A 15,533-nucleotide genomic window follows, 5' to 3' on the forward strand; every position below is an offset into this window, starting at 1 on the left:
GGGCGGGTACGAAGCACCCCACGAAACTGTGTAGACTTACCGACGTTGCTGATCGCACCATGGTGCGGGCAGCGCGCCGCTTTAGCTCAGATGGCCAGAGCAACGCACTCGTAATGCGTAGGTCTCGGGTTCGAATCCCGAAAGCGGCTCCGAGAAACCCCAGGTCGCATGTTGCTGACCTGGGGTTTTCTGTTACACGCCAGTTGAGTCCTGGGGTCAGGCCACGAACTCCTTAGCCCAGAAGGTCCGGTAGATCAGCTTGCGCGAGACCTCCATCAGGTAGGTGATGGCGCGGACCTCGATCTCGGTGAGTTCGGGGTGCCATATGTCGAACAGCAGCACCGCGCGGCCTTCGGCACTGTCGTTCCACACCTCGTGCTCGAAGGAGTCGTCGAAGACGAACGCCTTGCCGGTCTCCCACTCCCTCGTCTCGCTGCCGACTCGGAACCGGGCGCCCTGCGGGGTGACCAGGCCGAGGTGGCAGCGGAGGTGAGCGTTGGTGAAGCCGGTGTGCGCCGCGATGTGCGTGCCGGGGTCCAGGACCGAGAAGTACGTCATGCCGCAGCCCAAGGCGCCCGGGATCGGTTCGAGCACCTTCACGGTTTTCGGGCAGGCGTCGATGTTCCTGGGGTAGGACTTGGCCGAGTGGTAGAGATAGTGCGCAGACCACCGACCTTCGTCGGCGAGTTCGGTCGGATTGGCGACGACCCGTTTGCCCGCCAGGCCGCCCAAGCTCTCGAACTCCCGTGTGATGTCCTCCGTGGCCGCTTCCACCTGCGACAGCCACGGGAAGAGGTCGTCGTCCCACCAGGCGACCTCGGACAGGCCGGGGACGAACAGGTTCGGTTCCTGACCGCCGCTCATGTGCTCGCTCACTTTGCCCTGGATCACGATGTCCAGGCCGGTGAGGACCCGTTCCAGTGAGGCGCGGTCGACTTCCTGCTCCTCGATCCATCGCTCCAGGTAGGCCGGGCTCTCGGCAAGCCACGGTTGCATGCGTTCCTCCAGGCGTCGTCGGTCGTGGATGCGGCCGGAAGGCCGGCGGACGAGATCAGTTGCCGGTGAGCATCGCGCTGAGGCTCTCCAACGCGCTCGCTCGCGTCCGTTCACGCGCCGGGCTCTTCGACACGAAACCCGTGAGCGTGCGGCGCAGTGTGTCGCCTGCGGTGTGGTCCACCCGGCCGATGGTGTGGACGGTGTCCGACTTGACCATCACCAGCCGGTTCGGCTTCGGCACGATCGCGACGGGGCTGGACGTGCTGCGCTCGATCCGTGCCTCCATCCGCAGCACCAGGTCGTTCTCGGCGGTCTCGTCCTCGGTCACCGGCTGAGGATCTTCATCGATCAGCTTCAGCTCACCACCCCAGGAGGGACGCCACCGGTCGTGAAGAAAGAGGATGAACTCGCCCTGCCGGCCCAGCCCGGCATCGTTGTGCCAGCCGAGTCGGCTGCCCGCCGGGTACTTCCAGAAGGCGAACATGATCCGGTCCCAATCGGTGCCTGCCGCACCGTAGAAGTGGGCGTACGCACGCACCACCCGGGCCAGTTCCTCGTACACCCGGGGCTGTCCCAGGGCGCCCGGTGTTCCCAGATCCGGACCGAAGCGGCTGCCTCGGGAGCGGAATGCCGACCCGTCCTCGGCCGAGATGACGCTCTCCCGCAGGGTGAACGCCGCGCTTTCCATGAGGTCCTGAGCCGCGGCGAAGTCCGGTCGGCTCAGGAAGTCGTCGATGACGATGTAGCGGCGTCCCCGCTGTGTTTCGTGCACGTTCCCCACCTCCGCGATCAATGGGTCTGGTACTGAGCCCCGTACCGAGCCGTCCGGGCCGCCAGGACCGCTTCTCCCCAGCCCGCAACGCACCGCCGCTCAGGAGCGAGCAGCACCTGGTCGGGGAGCTCCGCGCAGATCATGTCCTCAAGCCGGGTCGCGAGGGCGATCCAGTCGAGAGAGCCCAGGCCGAGCAGCGAGAGGTCACGCGTTCGCAGTTCGGCGTCTTCGGCCAACTCCTCCGCCTCCGGGGCAGCGATCCCCCGATCGGCCATGACCTCCACGACCAGCCTCGCGACCAGCAGTTCACAAGCTCGCAGCTGCGCCGCGTCCGTCATCCGCCCGCCTTCCGTATCGTCTCGATCAACGCGCCCCGGTCCCACTTGCCCAACGTGGTCAGCGGGAACCGCTCACAGACGACCACCCGCGGCACCGGTACGTCGGCCGGGGAGCGGGCCAGGGACGCGAGCAGATCCTCTGCGGACGCGTCCCCCTCCACCACGGCGTGGAAGTCCTCGGTCTCGGGGCTGTCGCCGCGGGGCAGGACCAGCAGGCACACGTCCGTCACTCCCGGCACTGAGCGCAGGATGTGCTCCGTCACGTCGGCACGGATGAACCTGCCGTTCAGCCGCAGCGGTCCGCGGGCCCGCTCCTCGAAGTGCACGCAGCCGTCGGCGTCGTGCCGGACGACGTCGCCGGTGGCCCATTGCGTCAGAGGGGCGCGTTCGTCGCCGAAGTAACCCTCCACCGGTGCGGACGACCGCAGGATCAGCTCTCCGCGCTCGCCCGGTGGCGGCGCGACGATGTCGACTCCCGGTACCGGGCGGCCCATTCCCCGGTCTCCGAAGAAGGTGCCCCCGGTCTCGGTGGAGCCGTATCCGCGCAGCAGCGGTACGCCGAACCGCTTCCTGAACGCCTCGTCGAGGTCGTCCGGCACCGGGCCGGCGCCCGCCATCGCGGCACGCGGGCCGGACTCGCCGTGCTGTCGGGTCTCGGCCAGCAAGCGGGCCAGAGGCGGGGTGACGGCCAGCACCGTCACGGTTCCGGAGTCGGCCTTTCCAGCCAGGGTGCTCGCCCGGACGAAGGGCGTCACGTCGACGTCGCATCCGCTGAGGAGCGCGCTCATGGTGACGCCCCAGCCGAAGGAGTGCCCGAGCGGCACCGGGATCGCCACACGGTCGCCGGGGACCAGTCCCAGACCCGCCCGGTAGCCCTCCGCGTCCTGCAGCACGCTGGCCACACCGCGGCGGGCGATCTTGGGATGGCCGGTGCTGCCCGAACTCAGGTGGAGCACCGCTGTGGTGTCCAGCCGGATGGCCCTGTGCTCCGGGGCGGCGGGGAGCACGGACAGGGTCTCCGTGATCTGGCAGGCGTCGAGACAGGTCTGGACGGCCTCGCCGCCCTGAAGGGATTCCTGGAACGGTAAGGGCAGGGGCACCGCGTCCAGCTGCCAGGCCGCCATGGCGGCCATCACCAGATCGCGGCCCTGCAAGTGCCTCAGCACCACGATGTTGCCGGGCTGCACGCCGGCCTGCTCCAAGCGGTCGCAGAGCAGGTGGAAGGTGGACCCGCCGGCGTTGATGCGTTCGCCGTCGACATGGGCTCCGTGCGCCAGAACGCGCGTCACCAGATCCTGACGCCCCTGCGACATCACCGTACCGCCTTCGGCTTCCGCGCCTCCGCCAGGCCGAGGCCGGAGGTCATCACCCGGTCGATGGTGAGGATGGGCAGGACCGTCGCCACGCTGCCGACCACGCCGACCCACAGCGTCGCGGTGACACCGATCGCCGAGCCGAGCCAGCCCGCCACCAGCGCCGCCAGCGGCATGCTGCCCCAGACGACGAAGCGGATCGAGGCGTTCATACGGCCCAGGAGATTCTTGGGGCAGAGCGTCTGCCGGAGGCTGACCTGGGTCACGTTGAAGAGCAGCGCGCCGACGGTCATGCCGAACTCGCCGAGCAGCAGGACCGCTCCCGCGAGGATCTTGCCGTGCGGGGCGACGACGGCCGCCACGGGGTTGGCGACCGTGAAGAACGCCGCCGTGAGCAGACCACAGGACATCACCGCCCCGGCGCTGAAGCGTTGCCGGGCCTTGGGGGCGAGCAGCGCCCCCAGCACGCCGCCCGCGGCACCGCAGGTCATGACGAGTCCCAGCATGAACGAGTCGAAGCCGATGGTGCGCATGACGAGGACGGGTACAAGCGTGGAGACCACGGTGGCGAAGAAGTTCGACACCCCCATGGAGACCGCCAGCCGCCGGATGACGGGCTGGTCCCGGACGAACCGCAGGCCCTCCCCGACGTCGGTCAGCAGGCGGCGCTCGGACCCGGCGGCCGGCGCCGGCCGCTGCTCGGCGTCTTTGGTCACGCTCAGGGAGAGGAAGCTGACGAGATAGGTGAAGGCGTCCACGAGCATGACGACGGGCGCGCTGACGACCCGCATGAGCAGGCCGGCCAGGGCCGGCCCACCGAGGGTCGACACCTGGGCCGTCGCCTCGAGTCGTGCGTTGGCGGCGCCGATGTCCTCCTCGGGTACCAGGACCGGCACGTACGACTGGTAGGCGACGTCGAAGAAGACGCTCACCACGCCCACGAGGACGGCGACGACGTAGAGCACCTCTATCTGCAGGTGACCCGTCAGCCAGAGCAGCGGGACCGCGAGGATGGTGACGCAGCGTGTGAGCGCGGCCCACATCATCGTCTTGCGCTTGAGCATCCGGTCCACCCATGCACCCGCGGGAAGGCCGATGAGGAGGTAGCAGACCGTGGACGCCGCCGCGAGTACTCCGACCTGCCGGGTGTTGGCGTCGAGGAGTTCGACGGCGGTCACGGACAGGCCGAGGGTGCCGATCCGGGTGCCGAACTGCGAGAGCGTCTGACCGGCCCAGAAGCGTCTGAAGTTCGTGGATGCCACGGAGTAGGTGCTCACGACACTCGCTTTCGGCCGCCCGCTCCCACGGGGACGTCGGTGCTCGCGTCGGGGTCCAGGAAGACCGAGCCGCGCAGGCGCAGGCCCGAGGCACTGGTCAGATCCTCGACGTGTCGTTTCCTCACCACGTAGCGGTCCTTGCCGTAGATCAGGTAGCGATGCTGGTTACTGTCGCCGGTGAAGTTCACCGTCATGACGTTGGCGCCGGCTTCCAGGCCCCTGGACTGCCCGCCGGCGGAAGTCTTCTCCAGAGCGCTCACGGACGGGATCAGCATCTGGGGCCGGTGGAGTCGCAGGACGGCGATCGTGTTGAGCGCGAGCTCGTTGGAGCCGGCGGGCTCCAGCTGGAGGGGCGTGTTGGGCGCCGGTACGAAGGGAGCCACACTGCACATGTGCGCCCCGAGCGACTCGGCCAACTCGACGTCGTCGACGATGCTCTCCAAGGTCTGCCCCGGCAGACTGGAGATCAGGCCGGTCCCCACCCGGAAGCCGAGGTCCATCAGATCCCTGAAGCAGCGCAGGCGCTCGTCCAGTGACTCGTGGCGGATCGCCTGGTGCAGGTCGGGGTCGCTCGTCTCGTGCTTGAGGATGTAGCTCGTGGCCCCCAGGTCGCGCAGGCGCTCGTACTGGCTCCGGCGCAGGTTGCCGAGATTCAGGAGGATCTCGACCCGGCCGTCGAACAGCTCGCGGATGCGCGGGATGGCGTCCTCCATGGTGGCCAGGTTGCGAGGCGTCTCGCCGCCCTGGAGGAGGACGATGTCGATCCCGGCGTCCCGGATGTCGCGGGCGCGCTTCACGATGTCGTCGCTGCTCATGAAGTAGCGGTCGTTCTCCGGCGTGTTGTCCCTGCGCATCGGACAGTAGTCGCAGTTCACCCGGCACACATTGGTGATCTCGATGACGCCGCGCAGGATCACGGTCGGCCCGTAGTACTCCTCTCTGAGCCGCCGGGCCTCGGCGAAGAGCTCCTCCTGAGCCGGACCCGTAGCAGTGAGGTACGACCGTATTTCACTTCGAGTCAGCATCGCGATACCTCGTTCGATCGTTCAGTTCGGACGGCTCGTTGACGGGGAGTTGCGGCACGTCGAGGTGGACCACCTGTTCGGCGGCGAGTCCGGAGTCCGCGGTCTCCCGGAAGGTGCGGTGGACGGTCGCCAGGTCCGGTTCGAAGACGATGGTCGACACCTGGCCGTTGACGGTCACGGTGATCGTGCGACCGGGAGAGATCCGGTCGCCGCACAGATGGAGCGTGACTCGCTGAGCGCCGCTCGCCGCTATCTCGATCCGGTCCGGGACGGTCCACCGGGCGTGGATGTCGCCCTGCCGTTGCGGCCCGATGCCGCCGAGGGCCACCCAGTGGGCCCGGCCATGGGCGTCCTCGTCGGCCCGGTGGCGGATCTCAAGAGGCTGGGACCCGCGCCGCGCCCGGCCCAGCCACTGCTCGATCCTGCTGAACAGCGGAGTGTCCGGCGTGAGTCGGAGTGTGTCCAGGCCGTGCGCCCCGTCCGGGACCTCGACGTACCGCACGTCTCGATGTCCGAGATCCTGCAGGATGCGGACGGACTCACGGTCGAACTCCGCCGGAATACGGGTGTCCTGGCCGCCGTGCACGACGAAGAGCGGTAGCGGAAGAGTGTTGGGCAGCAGAGCCCTCGTCCGTGCGTCCGGCCCGAACGACTCCCAGATGGAGAGGGCTCCGTTGAGCGGGACGGCGGCGGCGAAGGAGGGCCAGAACCGCATGCCGAGGTTCCAGGTGGCCAGTCCGCCCATGGAGACGCCGGTGAGGACACAGCGGTCCGGGTCGGCGTCCAGCGCGGTCCGGGCCCAACGGAGGGCGGCGAGCGGGAAGTCGCGGCCGGCCAGGTCCCAGCGGGGCATGCTGAACCGGCTGCCGAAGATGCCGGCCAGGTCGAGGTTGTTCGACGTCTCCGCGGGCTGCTGCGCCGTCGGGGCGAGGACAGCCATCGACAGCCTGTCCCCGAGGGCGGTGAAGTAGGGCAGCACCTGCTCCCCGCTGCCGCCCGCCCCGTGCAGGACGATCAGAGCTCCGAGCCGCCGACCCGACCGGTATGGCGGTACGTGCACCGCCATGTCGGTGCGTCGGCCGTGCTCGTCCGACAACTCCACCGTGCCCGACCATTCACGCCATTGCCGACCGTCGCAGTGGCCGAGCAGCTTGCGCAACTGCGCCGCGTCGACGCCGTGACGGCTGAGTTCGGCGTGTGCCTTCTCCAAGTCGGGGTGCAGGGACAGGGCCCGTGCTTCACTCGGCATCATGCGCGGACCGGCCTCTTCCCGTCGCGGACCGCGTTCTGGTGAGCGGCCGCGAAATCCAGGCGCCCGAGCCGGACGGGCGTCCGGCTGAGGCGGCGCGCCTTCACCGAGGCCAGGAAGAACGCTGCCGACAGATCCGCGGCGGGGACCGGGAACTCCAGGTAACGCGCGCCCTTGGACCGGGCCACGGGAGCGGCTGCCGAGAGCACGAGGCCGACGTCCGAGACCGAGTGCGCCGGAAAACCGCTCAGTACCAGGCGGTGACGGTCGTGAACCCAGTGCACGGCGTCGGGGGAGTCATCGGTGAGCAGATCGGCCACCAGCGGATCCCACGCCGACTGCTCCGGCAGGTCCACTGTGAGCCGACCGCAGCCGGTGACGGAGGCTTCGCCGTACGGCGCGTCGTCCGGTACCCGTACCTCGAACCGGTGCACCAGCGGACCGGTCGATCGCAGCCGCAGCATGCGGGCCAGCGCGGCCTCGGGCTTGTGCGGTTCGACCCAAGCGGCCAGTCCGGCGTACCCGTCGTCCCGAGCGGCGTCGCGCAGCGCGAACGCCAGCTGCAGCGCGGCGCCGCTCCCGCGCAGGGGCCCGCTCACGAACACGCCCTTGAGTAGGAGGCGGTTCCCCCACTTCATGCTGCGGTGAACGGCTCCCAGGCCACCGTCCGGCGAATCGAGCCCCAGCCAGAGGTAGTCGTCGCCACTCATGAGTTCCCTTGTCAGGGTCGGAGCGTCCAGCTCTTCGAGCTCTACGATCCGCAGCACGCCGTCGACGTCCTCCGGCGTCAGCCGGCGCACCCGGCCGGTCGTCGTGGGCCGCCGCGTGCCCTCGGGCGCAGTCATGCGAGCGGCAGCTCTCGACTCAGTGCCAGGTACGGGAATTCCGTGGGCGCGGGCTCTCGCGAGTCCGCCGGGAGCGGCACCTTGGCCATGCGCTTGCTTGAGCTCCGCGCCGCCATGAAGTTGAAAAGGACGCTGGAAGGCATGAAACGTTTCTCGAGATCTCGGATGATCCACGAGAAAGTGTCGGAGTGGAACGGGTAGAACGTCGGAGCGAGCAAATCCTCGTCGGCCATTCCAAGCTGCCTGGCCATGCCGGTCTGGGGCAGGACGCGGTAGCCGACATGCATGACCAGTTCGCCGTCCTCCAGCATGGAATTGATGTACTGGATACTGTTGCGCACGCTCTCCTCGTTGTCTCCGGGCCCGCCGAAGACGACATTCACTCGGGCGGGTATCCCGTGTTTCCTGCACCGTTCGAGACAGCGGTCCACATGCCGCGTGTCGAACGTCTTCCCGAGGAGCTTCATCACCCGGTTGTCGAGACTGTCGGGGGAGATCACCACGAATTCGACCCCGCTCCCCGCGAGGAGTTCGGCAAATTCGTCGTCGAAGGGCTTCGGAGTGAAATACGCCGACCAGGTCAGGCCGGGCAGAGCCAGCTCCGCGATGAGCTTGACGACTTCCTTGGCATAGCGGAGTTCACTGTTGAAGATGCCATCGGTGAAGAAGACTCGGCGAATTCCCGCGGCGTGTATCGCCCGTAGTTCCGACGCGATGAGGTCCAGGGGCTTCAGGTCACCACTGTTGTCGCCGTTGAGATACGCGTACGGGCAGTAGACGCACCCCTGATAACAGGTCTTCCGGCGCGTCTCCACCCCGATCATCGCGCCCTCGAACCTGGTGTAGACCTCCATGAGCGACTTCGGGTGCCGCAGCACCTCTGTCAGGAAGCCCTCGTAGCGGCGGCCGGTGATGTTCTTGCCCAGCCCGCGGTGATCCTCGGGTGCGGCCAGGATGTCGAGCATGGCCTGTTCGCCGGGACCGATGACACCTACGTCGAAGCCGAGCAGGGCCCGTAGCTGATCGGCGAACAGGGTGTATCCCGGGCCCCCGCCGACCAGGAGGGGGCGACGGCCGCCGGCCTCTTCCAGAGCCGCGCGCACTCTGTCGACGAATCGGATGTAGTGCTCGACATGGCCGTCGCAGGAGATGTCGATCGGGTCGATGTTGCGAATGGTGAATCCGATGACGTCCCAGGATTCGGTGGCCCAGGCCAGGTCGTCCACGGCTCCGGGATCCTCGACGAAATCGATCAGGCGGGTCTGGTGGCCTGACAGGTCGAGAGCGTCCTGGACGCACCGCAGACCGATCGGAAAGATCGGTTCGTTGCCGGGCATGGGGAGACTGGCCAGATTGACCAATGCGACGCGGGCCATCTCGGTCCTCTCTGGAAGGCGCTGCACTGCGACGAACACGCGAACAGCGGGGGCAGGCCCCGGGAAAGGCGACCTGTCCCCTCTGTCCGTGGATTGCTGACCCGGCGCGCAGGGGAGTGGACGCCGCTATGCGACGTGCTGCCTCCTGCGCGTCGTGGCTCGGATCAGGCGCAGGAGGGCGACGACATCGCGTGCAGGAAGTCGGAGTCGACGAGGTCGAAAAGCGTCTCGCAGAGCTTGTCGAAACGCTCCGGCTCGATCGCCATGAGGACCTGGACGGCCTCCTTCTCCATCAGCATGTTCGACGCTTCGAGGGTTTCGCGGGGGTTGTTGGCCAGTTTCGCCGCGAAGTCCTCGTCGTGGCTGAGGCGCCCGATGAGCGCCTCCATCGTGAGGGCCGCCTTGTTGGCGTCCGAGATCTGCTCGGCGGAGTACTCGACTACTTGCTGTGACATTTGTCCTCCTCTTCCCCCGTGCACCGGGGGACAGGCAGCAACGGCGGAAAGCGAGTCGCATGAGAGCCGGCCTCGGGTGATCGAACGCCGCGAGCCGAACCGTTTACGTTCATTGGCTGACCACCCGTGATCGAGCTCAGCTTGCGACCCTGTAGATCCTTGTTGATCGGGTGACGAATGTCATCGACGCCCCACGTGTTTGGCTCAAAAGGCCCGAGTGACACGGCAATGTTTGAAGTCGCGGGTGACGGGCTGTTGCAGGCAGGGAGCAGGACGACCGGACGCTATGGACGACCCATGGATGCGTGCAGCAGCCAACTGATGGCGTGATCCCATCGCTTTCCAGCCTCGGGGCGCTTTGTGTGGACGCCCTTTTCCGCCGGTTTACCGCGTACGTATGAATGACCCTCGATCAACCTCTACGTCCAAATCCGAAACCAGATCGAATCGGAATCTTTGCCGTTGATTGATAGACGGGGAGTCGAGTTGTCTGTGTGACCGCGGCAGAGGACGGGACGGGACCCCGGTCGTTCACCTCTGCCGACCGGGGTCCTTCTGCGTCCCCGGACCAGGCCTGCGGCGACACTCCCCCGAGTTACGCGTGCGACGCGCGCGCCGTCGGGCCGGATCCGATGGAGTGATCAGATCAGGGCTCGCCAACGGATCGCTAACATATGGCCAACGGTTCGTCCGCAAGCCGCCGACAGGCCGGCCGGAAGCAGGACCGCGGGAAGGCAGTGGGCAGCGTGGAGCGGCGGTACGAGCTGCGGTTCGGACTGCTGGGGCCACCCGCCCTGTACGACCGACAGCCGTACGGGATTTCGTACGAGCCCTCCGCCGGCCCGCACGGCGAACCGCACGGTGGTCCCGGCTCCCTCGACACTGCCCCGGACGGCGGATCCGACACCCGGCCCCGTGCCATCGGCAGCCCCAAGATGCGCGCCCTGCTCGCCGCGCTGCTGCTGGAGCCCGGCCGGGTGGTCTCGACCGAGTCGCTGAAGGACGCCCTGTGGGGCGGGGCGCCCCCCGTCTCCGCGCGGGCCTCGCTGCACAACCACGTCACCCGGCTGCGCCGGCTCCTTGACGATCCCGGGCGGCTCAGAAGCGTGGCTCCCGGATACCTGCTGCGCGTCGACCAGGGCGAGCTGGACGTACACGTCTTCGACGCAGGCGTCACCGCGGCGCGTGCCGCCCACGCCCGAGGGGACTGGCCGGACGTCCTGCGCGCCGCCGCCTCCGCGCTCGCGCTCTGGCGCGGGACTCCGCTCGGCGGGCTCTCCGCCGACCTCGGCGGCCACGCCCTCGTGCAGCGCCTGGAGGAGGCCCGGCTGCTGCTGCTGGAGTGGCGCTACGACGCCGAACTCGCGCTCGGCGGCGCGCGGTTGGCCGACATCGTGCCGGAGCTGACGGCCCTCGTCGCCGAGTATCCGCTGCGCGAGGCCTACCACCGCCGGCTCATGCTCGCCCTGCACCGCACCGGCCGGCAGGCCGAGGCCCTCGCCGTCCACCGCGACCTGCGCGCCCGCCTGATCGAGGAACTCGGCGTCGAACCCGGCCCGGCGGTCCGCGAGGCCCATATCGAGGTCCTTCGGGAGGTTCCGGCGCCGAAGTGGGGTGAGAGGGGCCAACCGGAAGGCTCCTCTCCGAACGGGCGCGCCTGCGTCCCGGTCGACGGCGGGCCGGGCGGCCGTGACGCTCGCGTCCCGTCCGGAGAGGAGGCGGCTGTCCGTGCCCTCCGCGGCACACCGGTACTCGCCCTCGGTGCCTCTGCCCCGCAGGGGGTGCGCGTCGGTCAGGGCGACACCGGCAGCTCCGACGTGCCGGACGCCGAGGGTGGCGGTGCGGTCCTGTCTCCGTCCGGGGATCCGGGGTACCCCTCGGCCCAGCGCCCCGTCCCGGCGCAGCTCCCGCCCTCGCCGCCCCACTTCACCGGCCGGCTGGCCGAGCGCCATGGCCTGCGGCGGGCGCTTGCCGCGCGGGGCAGCAGACTGGCCGTGATCAGCGGCATGGCCGGCGTCGGCAAGAGCGCGCTCGCGCTGCACGTGGCCCACGAGCTGCGGGATCGTTTCCCCGACGGTCAGCTCCACGTCAACCTGCACGGCGCCACGCCCGGCATGACCCCGCTCACCCCGGCCCAGGCGCTCGCCGCCCTGCTGCGCGACCTCGGTGCCGAGTCGCGGAACATCCCCGAACAGCCGGACGCCGCGGCCGCGTTGTTCCGCTCCCTGCTCGCCCCCGCCCGCGTGCTGCTGATGCTGGACGACGCGGCGAGCGCCGCCCAGGTGCGGCCCCTGCTGCCGGCCGGGCCCGGCTGCGCGGTGATCGTCACCAGCCGGTCGCCGCTGACCGCCCTCGACGGCGCCCGGCGCTTCCCGCTCGGCCCGCTGACCGGCGAGGACAGCGCCGCGCTGCTGCGGGCCGTGAGCGGGCGCGCGGAACTCGACGCGGGGCACCCCCTGATCGAGCTGACCGGGAGGCTGCCGCTCGCGCTGCGGGTGGTCGCCGCCCGGCTGGCCGCCCGCGGCGCCCTCACCCCGGATGTACTGGCCGGTCAGCTCGCCGCCTCGGGCAGCAGGCTGTCCCACCTGGAGTACGACGACCTGAGCGTCCGCCGGTCCCTCGCCGTCGCCCACGACGCGCTCGCCGCCGCCGACCGCGAGGCCGACCGGGACGCGGCCCTCGTGCTGCGCCGCATCGGGGAACTCGACCTGCCGACCTACGGCGCCCTGCTCGTCGCCCGCCTCACCGGCACCGACGGGCGCCGCGCCGAGGCCGCCCTGGACCGGCTGGTCGACGTGGCCCTGCTGGAGGAGACGGAGTACGGCCGCTACGCCCCGCACGACCTGGTCCGCGACTTCGCCCGCGAACTGGCCGGTGCGAGTGGCGGGCCGGCCGCCGGCGCCGAGCCCGACCTCACCGCCCTGAACTGGTACGCGGCGGCCGCCGAACGTGTGCTGACCGCCGTCGTGGAGCCCGGCCTCGACCAGGACGACCGCCGCCGGCCCACCCCGACGCAGCCGCCGGGCCACGCGGCGGACGTGGCGGCCCTGCCGGCCTTCGAGTCCGCCGACCAGGCCTTCGCCTGGGGTGACATGGAACTGGAGAACGTCGTCGCGCTGGTGGAGCGCAACGCCGGCACGGCCGACGTCCGCCGGGCCGCAGGCCTCTCCGCGCTGGTCCGGCTGTTCTTCCCCTATGTGCTGCGGCGCGGCCGGGTCGCCGAGATGGAGGTGCTGGGGCGGGCCGCGCTCGACGCGGCGCGCGGCCTCGGGGACGCGCCGGCGGAGGCGTACGCGCTGGGCGACCTCGCCGGGCTGCACTTCCTGACCGGCCGGCAGAACGACGCCCTCGCCCTCACCGACGAGGCCCTCGCGATCTGGCGCCGGATCGGCCCGGTCTCCTGGATCCGGCGCAGCCTGAACAACCGCGGGCTGCTGCTGGAAGGGCTCGGCCGGTTCGCGGAGTCCGAGGACGCGCTGCGGCAGAGCCTCGCGTACTCCCGCCGGCTCGACGACCCCTACGGAGAGGCCATCACCCACAGCCACCTCGGCAACCTCTACGAGCACACCGACCCGCGCGCGGCGATCGAACGGCACCGGCGCTCGCTGGCGATCGGGGACGCGATCGGCGCGGTCATCGTGCGGCACTCGGCCCACTGCAACATCGGGTACGCCCACCTCGCCCTCGGCGAACCGGCGGCGGCCGCACGGCACTTCGAGGAGAGCCTGCGCATCCTCGGCGGACACGGGGACTGGCCCGGCGAGTCGCAGACCCGGCTCGGTCTGGTCCGCGCGCTGCGGCGGCTCGGGGAGACCGGGCGGGCCGCCCGGGAGTGCGCTGAGCTGCTGCGCCGGGCCGACGCCCGCGCCGACCGCTACATGGGCGGTCTGGCCCGCCACCAGCACGGGCTGCTGCTGCGCGAGCAGGGACGGCCGGCGCAGGCGCGCGAGGTCTGGCACGCGGCCCTCGCGGCGCTGGACGGCACCGACGAGCAGACGGTCCTGGAGGAGCTGCGCGAGCTGGTGGCCGCCACCCCGGTGTGCTGACCGGCCCTCACTTGGCGTCGGCGTAGCACTCCACGACCGCGGTCGTGAACGGGAAGCGCACCGGTGTCTCGCCGAAGGTGAGCCGTCCCGCGAGGCGCGAGGCCTCCTGGATCGCTTCGACGACCGCGCCGGCCTCGTCGGCGGGACAGTGCACGATCACCTCGTCGTGCTGGAAGAAGACCAGCTCGGCCGCCAGGTCCGCGCAGGCCCGGCGCAGCCCGGCGAGCAGCAGCAGCGCCCAGTCGGCGCCGCTGCCCTGCACGACGAAGTTCCGGGCGAAGCGGCCGCGCGCACGGGAGTCGCCGGAGGCGTGCCCCGGACCCCAGCCCGGGCCGGCCGCCCGGTCCCCGGTGTCGTCGTCGCCGACCGGGATGCCCGCCTCCTCGGCCGCGTCCTCGCCCGGGCCGGCCACGGGCGGGCAGGTGCGGCCCAGCCAGGTGCGGACGAGCCGGCCCTCCTCACCGGCCCGGGCGGCCTCGTCGACGTAGGCGACGGCCCTGGGGAAACGGCGTCTGAGGGCGGCGAGGTTCTTCAGGCCGTCACCGGACGTCTGGCCGTAGACCGCGCCGAGCACGGCGATCTTGGCCTGGTTCCGGTCGCCGGAGAAGGCGCGGTCCGAGACGGCCTGGTACAGGTCGTCCTCGCGTCCGGCCACCTCCATCAGGCCCGGATCGCGGGAGATGGCGGCGAGGACGCGCGGCTCCATCTGGTCGGCGTCGGCCACCACGAGCCGCCAGCCGGGATCGGCGACCACGGCCCGCCGGATCACCTTCGGGATCTGCAGCGCGCCCCCGCCGTTGGTCACCCAGCGCCCGGTGACCGTGCCGCCGGCCAGGAACTCGGGCCGGAAGCGGCCGTCGCGCACCCAGTCCTGCAGCCAGGACCAGCCGTGCGCCACCCAGATGCGGTACAGCTTCTTGTACTCCAGCAGCGGCTTCACCGCCGGGTGGTCGACGGAGGCGATCTCCCTGCGGCGGGTGGAGCGGACCTTGATGCCGGCCCCGGCGAAGGCCTTGACCACGTCGGCGGGCAGGTCGGGCCGCACGCGGCGGCCGAAGGCGGCCGACACCTCGTCCGCCAGTTCGGCCAGGCGTCTCGGCTCGCCGCCGCCCGCGTAGCGCTCGCCGAGCAGATCGCGCAGCATGTCGCGATGGACCTCGGCGCTCCAGGGCAGGCCGGAGCGGTTCATCTCGGCGGCCACCAGCATCCCCGCCGACTCGGCGGCGGTCAGCAGCCGCATGCGGTCGGGGTGGGCGGTCCGCTCGTGCCGCCGCTGCTGCTCGGCGTAGACGGCGAGGAGGTCGGTGAGGGGCAGGCGGTTGCCGGCCGGCTCGAACAGCGGGGACTGGGCCCCCGGTTCGGCCTGCCGCTGCGGCGGGTCGGGCGGTACGGGGCCGCCGCGGAGGCGGGCCAGGGCGGCGGCGGCCGAGCGCGGCTCGCCGTATCTGCCCTCGTGGCCCAGCAGGAGCGTCTCGGCGTCCTCGATGTCGTAGCACCGCTCCACTCGCACCCCCGTGGCGAGCAGACGCGGGTAGACGTCGGCGGTCGACCGCCACACCCAGCGCGTCACCTCCGGACGGCTCCGCACCGCCCCGGCGAGATCGCTCTCCCGCCGCACCGGCCCGGCGGGCAGCCCGTCGGGGCCGAGGGGGGCGACGTCCACGCCACCGTCCTCGGCCGCCGCGAGAGCCCACCGGCCGGACATGGAAGGAGTCTGTCAGGGGGCACTGACAATGGCCTTGACCTGCCGGTTCGTGCGGTTTCAGGAGCAGGGGCCACGAGCGGCGTGAGTTCGTGAGGCGTTAGGGCGAGCGTGAGGGGCGGGGGGCGAGGGCAGGGCG

Annotated in this window: 12 protein-coding genes and 1 tRNA gene; 2 read left to right on the forward strand and 11 right to left on the reverse strand. The window is 70.6% G+C overall.

All coding sequences use genetic code 11. The features are described 5' to 3' along the window. The first annotated feature begins 75 nt into the window (after positions 1-75). Positions 76-149, forward strand: a tRNA-Thr gene (locus ACZ7JA_RS11330). A gap of 67 nt (positions 150-216) precedes the next feature. Here the strand turns inward: ACZ7JA_RS11330 and ACZ7JA_RS11335 are convergent. The 10 genes from ACZ7JA_RS11335 to ACZ7JA_RS11380 all read right to left on the reverse strand — a co-directional run bounded on the left by ACZ7JA_RS11335 (position 217) and on the right by ACZ7JA_RS11380 (position 9,646). Beyond that, positions 217-996 (reverse strand): aspartyl/asparaginyl beta-hydroxylase domain-containing protein, encoded by a 780-nt coding sequence (locus ACZ7JA_RS11335; RefSeq protein ID WP_470807934.1) that lies wholly within the window; start codon positions 994-996, stop codon positions 217-219. 55 nt (positions 997-1,051) lie between these two features. Continuing rightward, on the reverse strand, positions 1,052-1,768 hold the full coding sequence (locus ACZ7JA_RS11340; RefSeq protein ID WP_470807935.1) for a 2OG-Fe(II) oxygenase: 717 nt from the start codon (positions 1,766-1,768) through the stop codon (positions 1,052-1,054). Positions 1,769-1,785: 17 nt separating this feature from the next. Beyond that, positions 1,786-2,106, reverse strand: a complete 321-nt coding sequence (locus tag ACZ7JA_RS11345; RefSeq protein WP_470807936.1) for a hypothetical protein — start codon at positions 2,104-2,106, stop codon at positions 1,786-1,788. Further along, positions 2,103-3,419, reverse strand: a complete 1,317-nt coding sequence (locus ACZ7JA_RS11350) for a class I adenylate-forming enzyme family protein (RefSeq protein ID WP_470807937.1) — start codon at positions 3,417-3,419, stop codon at positions 2,103-2,105. The genes ACZ7JA_RS11345 and ACZ7JA_RS11350 overlap by 4 nt, the downstream gene beginning before the upstream one ends. After that, a complete protein-coding gene (locus ACZ7JA_RS11355) occupies positions 3,419-4,696 on the reverse strand; it encodes an MFS transporter (RefSeq protein WP_470807938.1) in 1,278 nt (425 codons plus the stop codon). The genes ACZ7JA_RS11350 and ACZ7JA_RS11355 overlap by 1 nt, the downstream gene beginning before the upstream one ends. Next, entirely contained in the window at positions 4,693-5,721 is a 1,029-nt protein-coding gene (locus tag ACZ7JA_RS11360) for a biotin synthase BioB (RefSeq protein ID WP_351667340.1), read from the reverse strand. The genes ACZ7JA_RS11355 and ACZ7JA_RS11360 overlap by 4 nt, the downstream gene beginning before the upstream one ends. Next, on the reverse strand, positions 5,705-6,973 hold the full coding sequence (locus ACZ7JA_RS11365) for a hypothetical protein (RefSeq protein WP_470807939.1): 1,269 nt from the start codon (positions 6,971-6,973) through the stop codon (positions 5,705-5,707). Before ACZ7JA_RS11365 ends, ACZ7JA_RS11360 begins: the two co-directional genes overlap by 17 nt. Further along, positions 6,970-7,770: a GNAT family N-acetyltransferase gene (locus tag ACZ7JA_RS11370; RefSeq protein ID WP_351667338.1), complete on the reverse strand. Its 801-nt coding sequence runs from the start codon at positions 7,768-7,770 to the stop codon at positions 6,970-6,972. The genes ACZ7JA_RS11365 and ACZ7JA_RS11370 overlap by 4 nt, the downstream gene beginning before the upstream one ends. A 41-nt stretch (positions 7,771-7,811) precedes the next feature. After that, a complete protein-coding gene (locus ACZ7JA_RS11375) occupies positions 7,812-9,230 on the reverse strand; it encodes a B12-binding domain-containing radical SAM protein (protein ID WP_351667337.1) in 1,419 nt (472 codons plus the stop codon). Between the two features lie 125 nt (positions 9,231-9,355). Beyond that, on the reverse strand, positions 9,356-9,646 hold the full coding sequence (locus ACZ7JA_RS11380; RefSeq protein ID WP_470807940.1) for a hypothetical protein: 291 nt from the start codon (positions 9,644-9,646) through the stop codon (positions 9,356-9,358). 737 nt (positions 9,647-10,383) lie between these two features. Here ACZ7JA_RS11380 and ACZ7JA_RS11385 point away from each other — a divergent pair. After that, positions 10,384-13,692 carry an AfsR/SARP family transcriptional regulator gene (locus tag ACZ7JA_RS11385; RefSeq protein WP_470807941.1) on the forward strand — a complete coding sequence of 1,103 codons (3,309 nt, stop codon included), beginning with the start codon at positions 10,384-10,386 and terminating at the stop codon, positions 13,690-13,692. A gap of 7 nt (positions 13,693-13,699) precedes the next feature. On the opposite strand, the gene ACZ7JA_RS11390 is transcribed toward ACZ7JA_RS11385, so the two are convergent. Continuing rightward, positions 13,700-15,397, reverse strand: coding sequence for a bifunctional 3'-5' exonuclease/DNA polymerase (locus ACZ7JA_RS11390; protein WP_470807942.1), 1,698 nt, complete (start codon positions 15,395-15,397; stop codon positions 13,700-13,702). Between the last annotated feature and the right edge of the window lie 136 nt (positions 15,398-15,533).

The sequence above is a fragment of the Streptomyces sp. NPDC038135 genome, assembly GCF_055601245.1.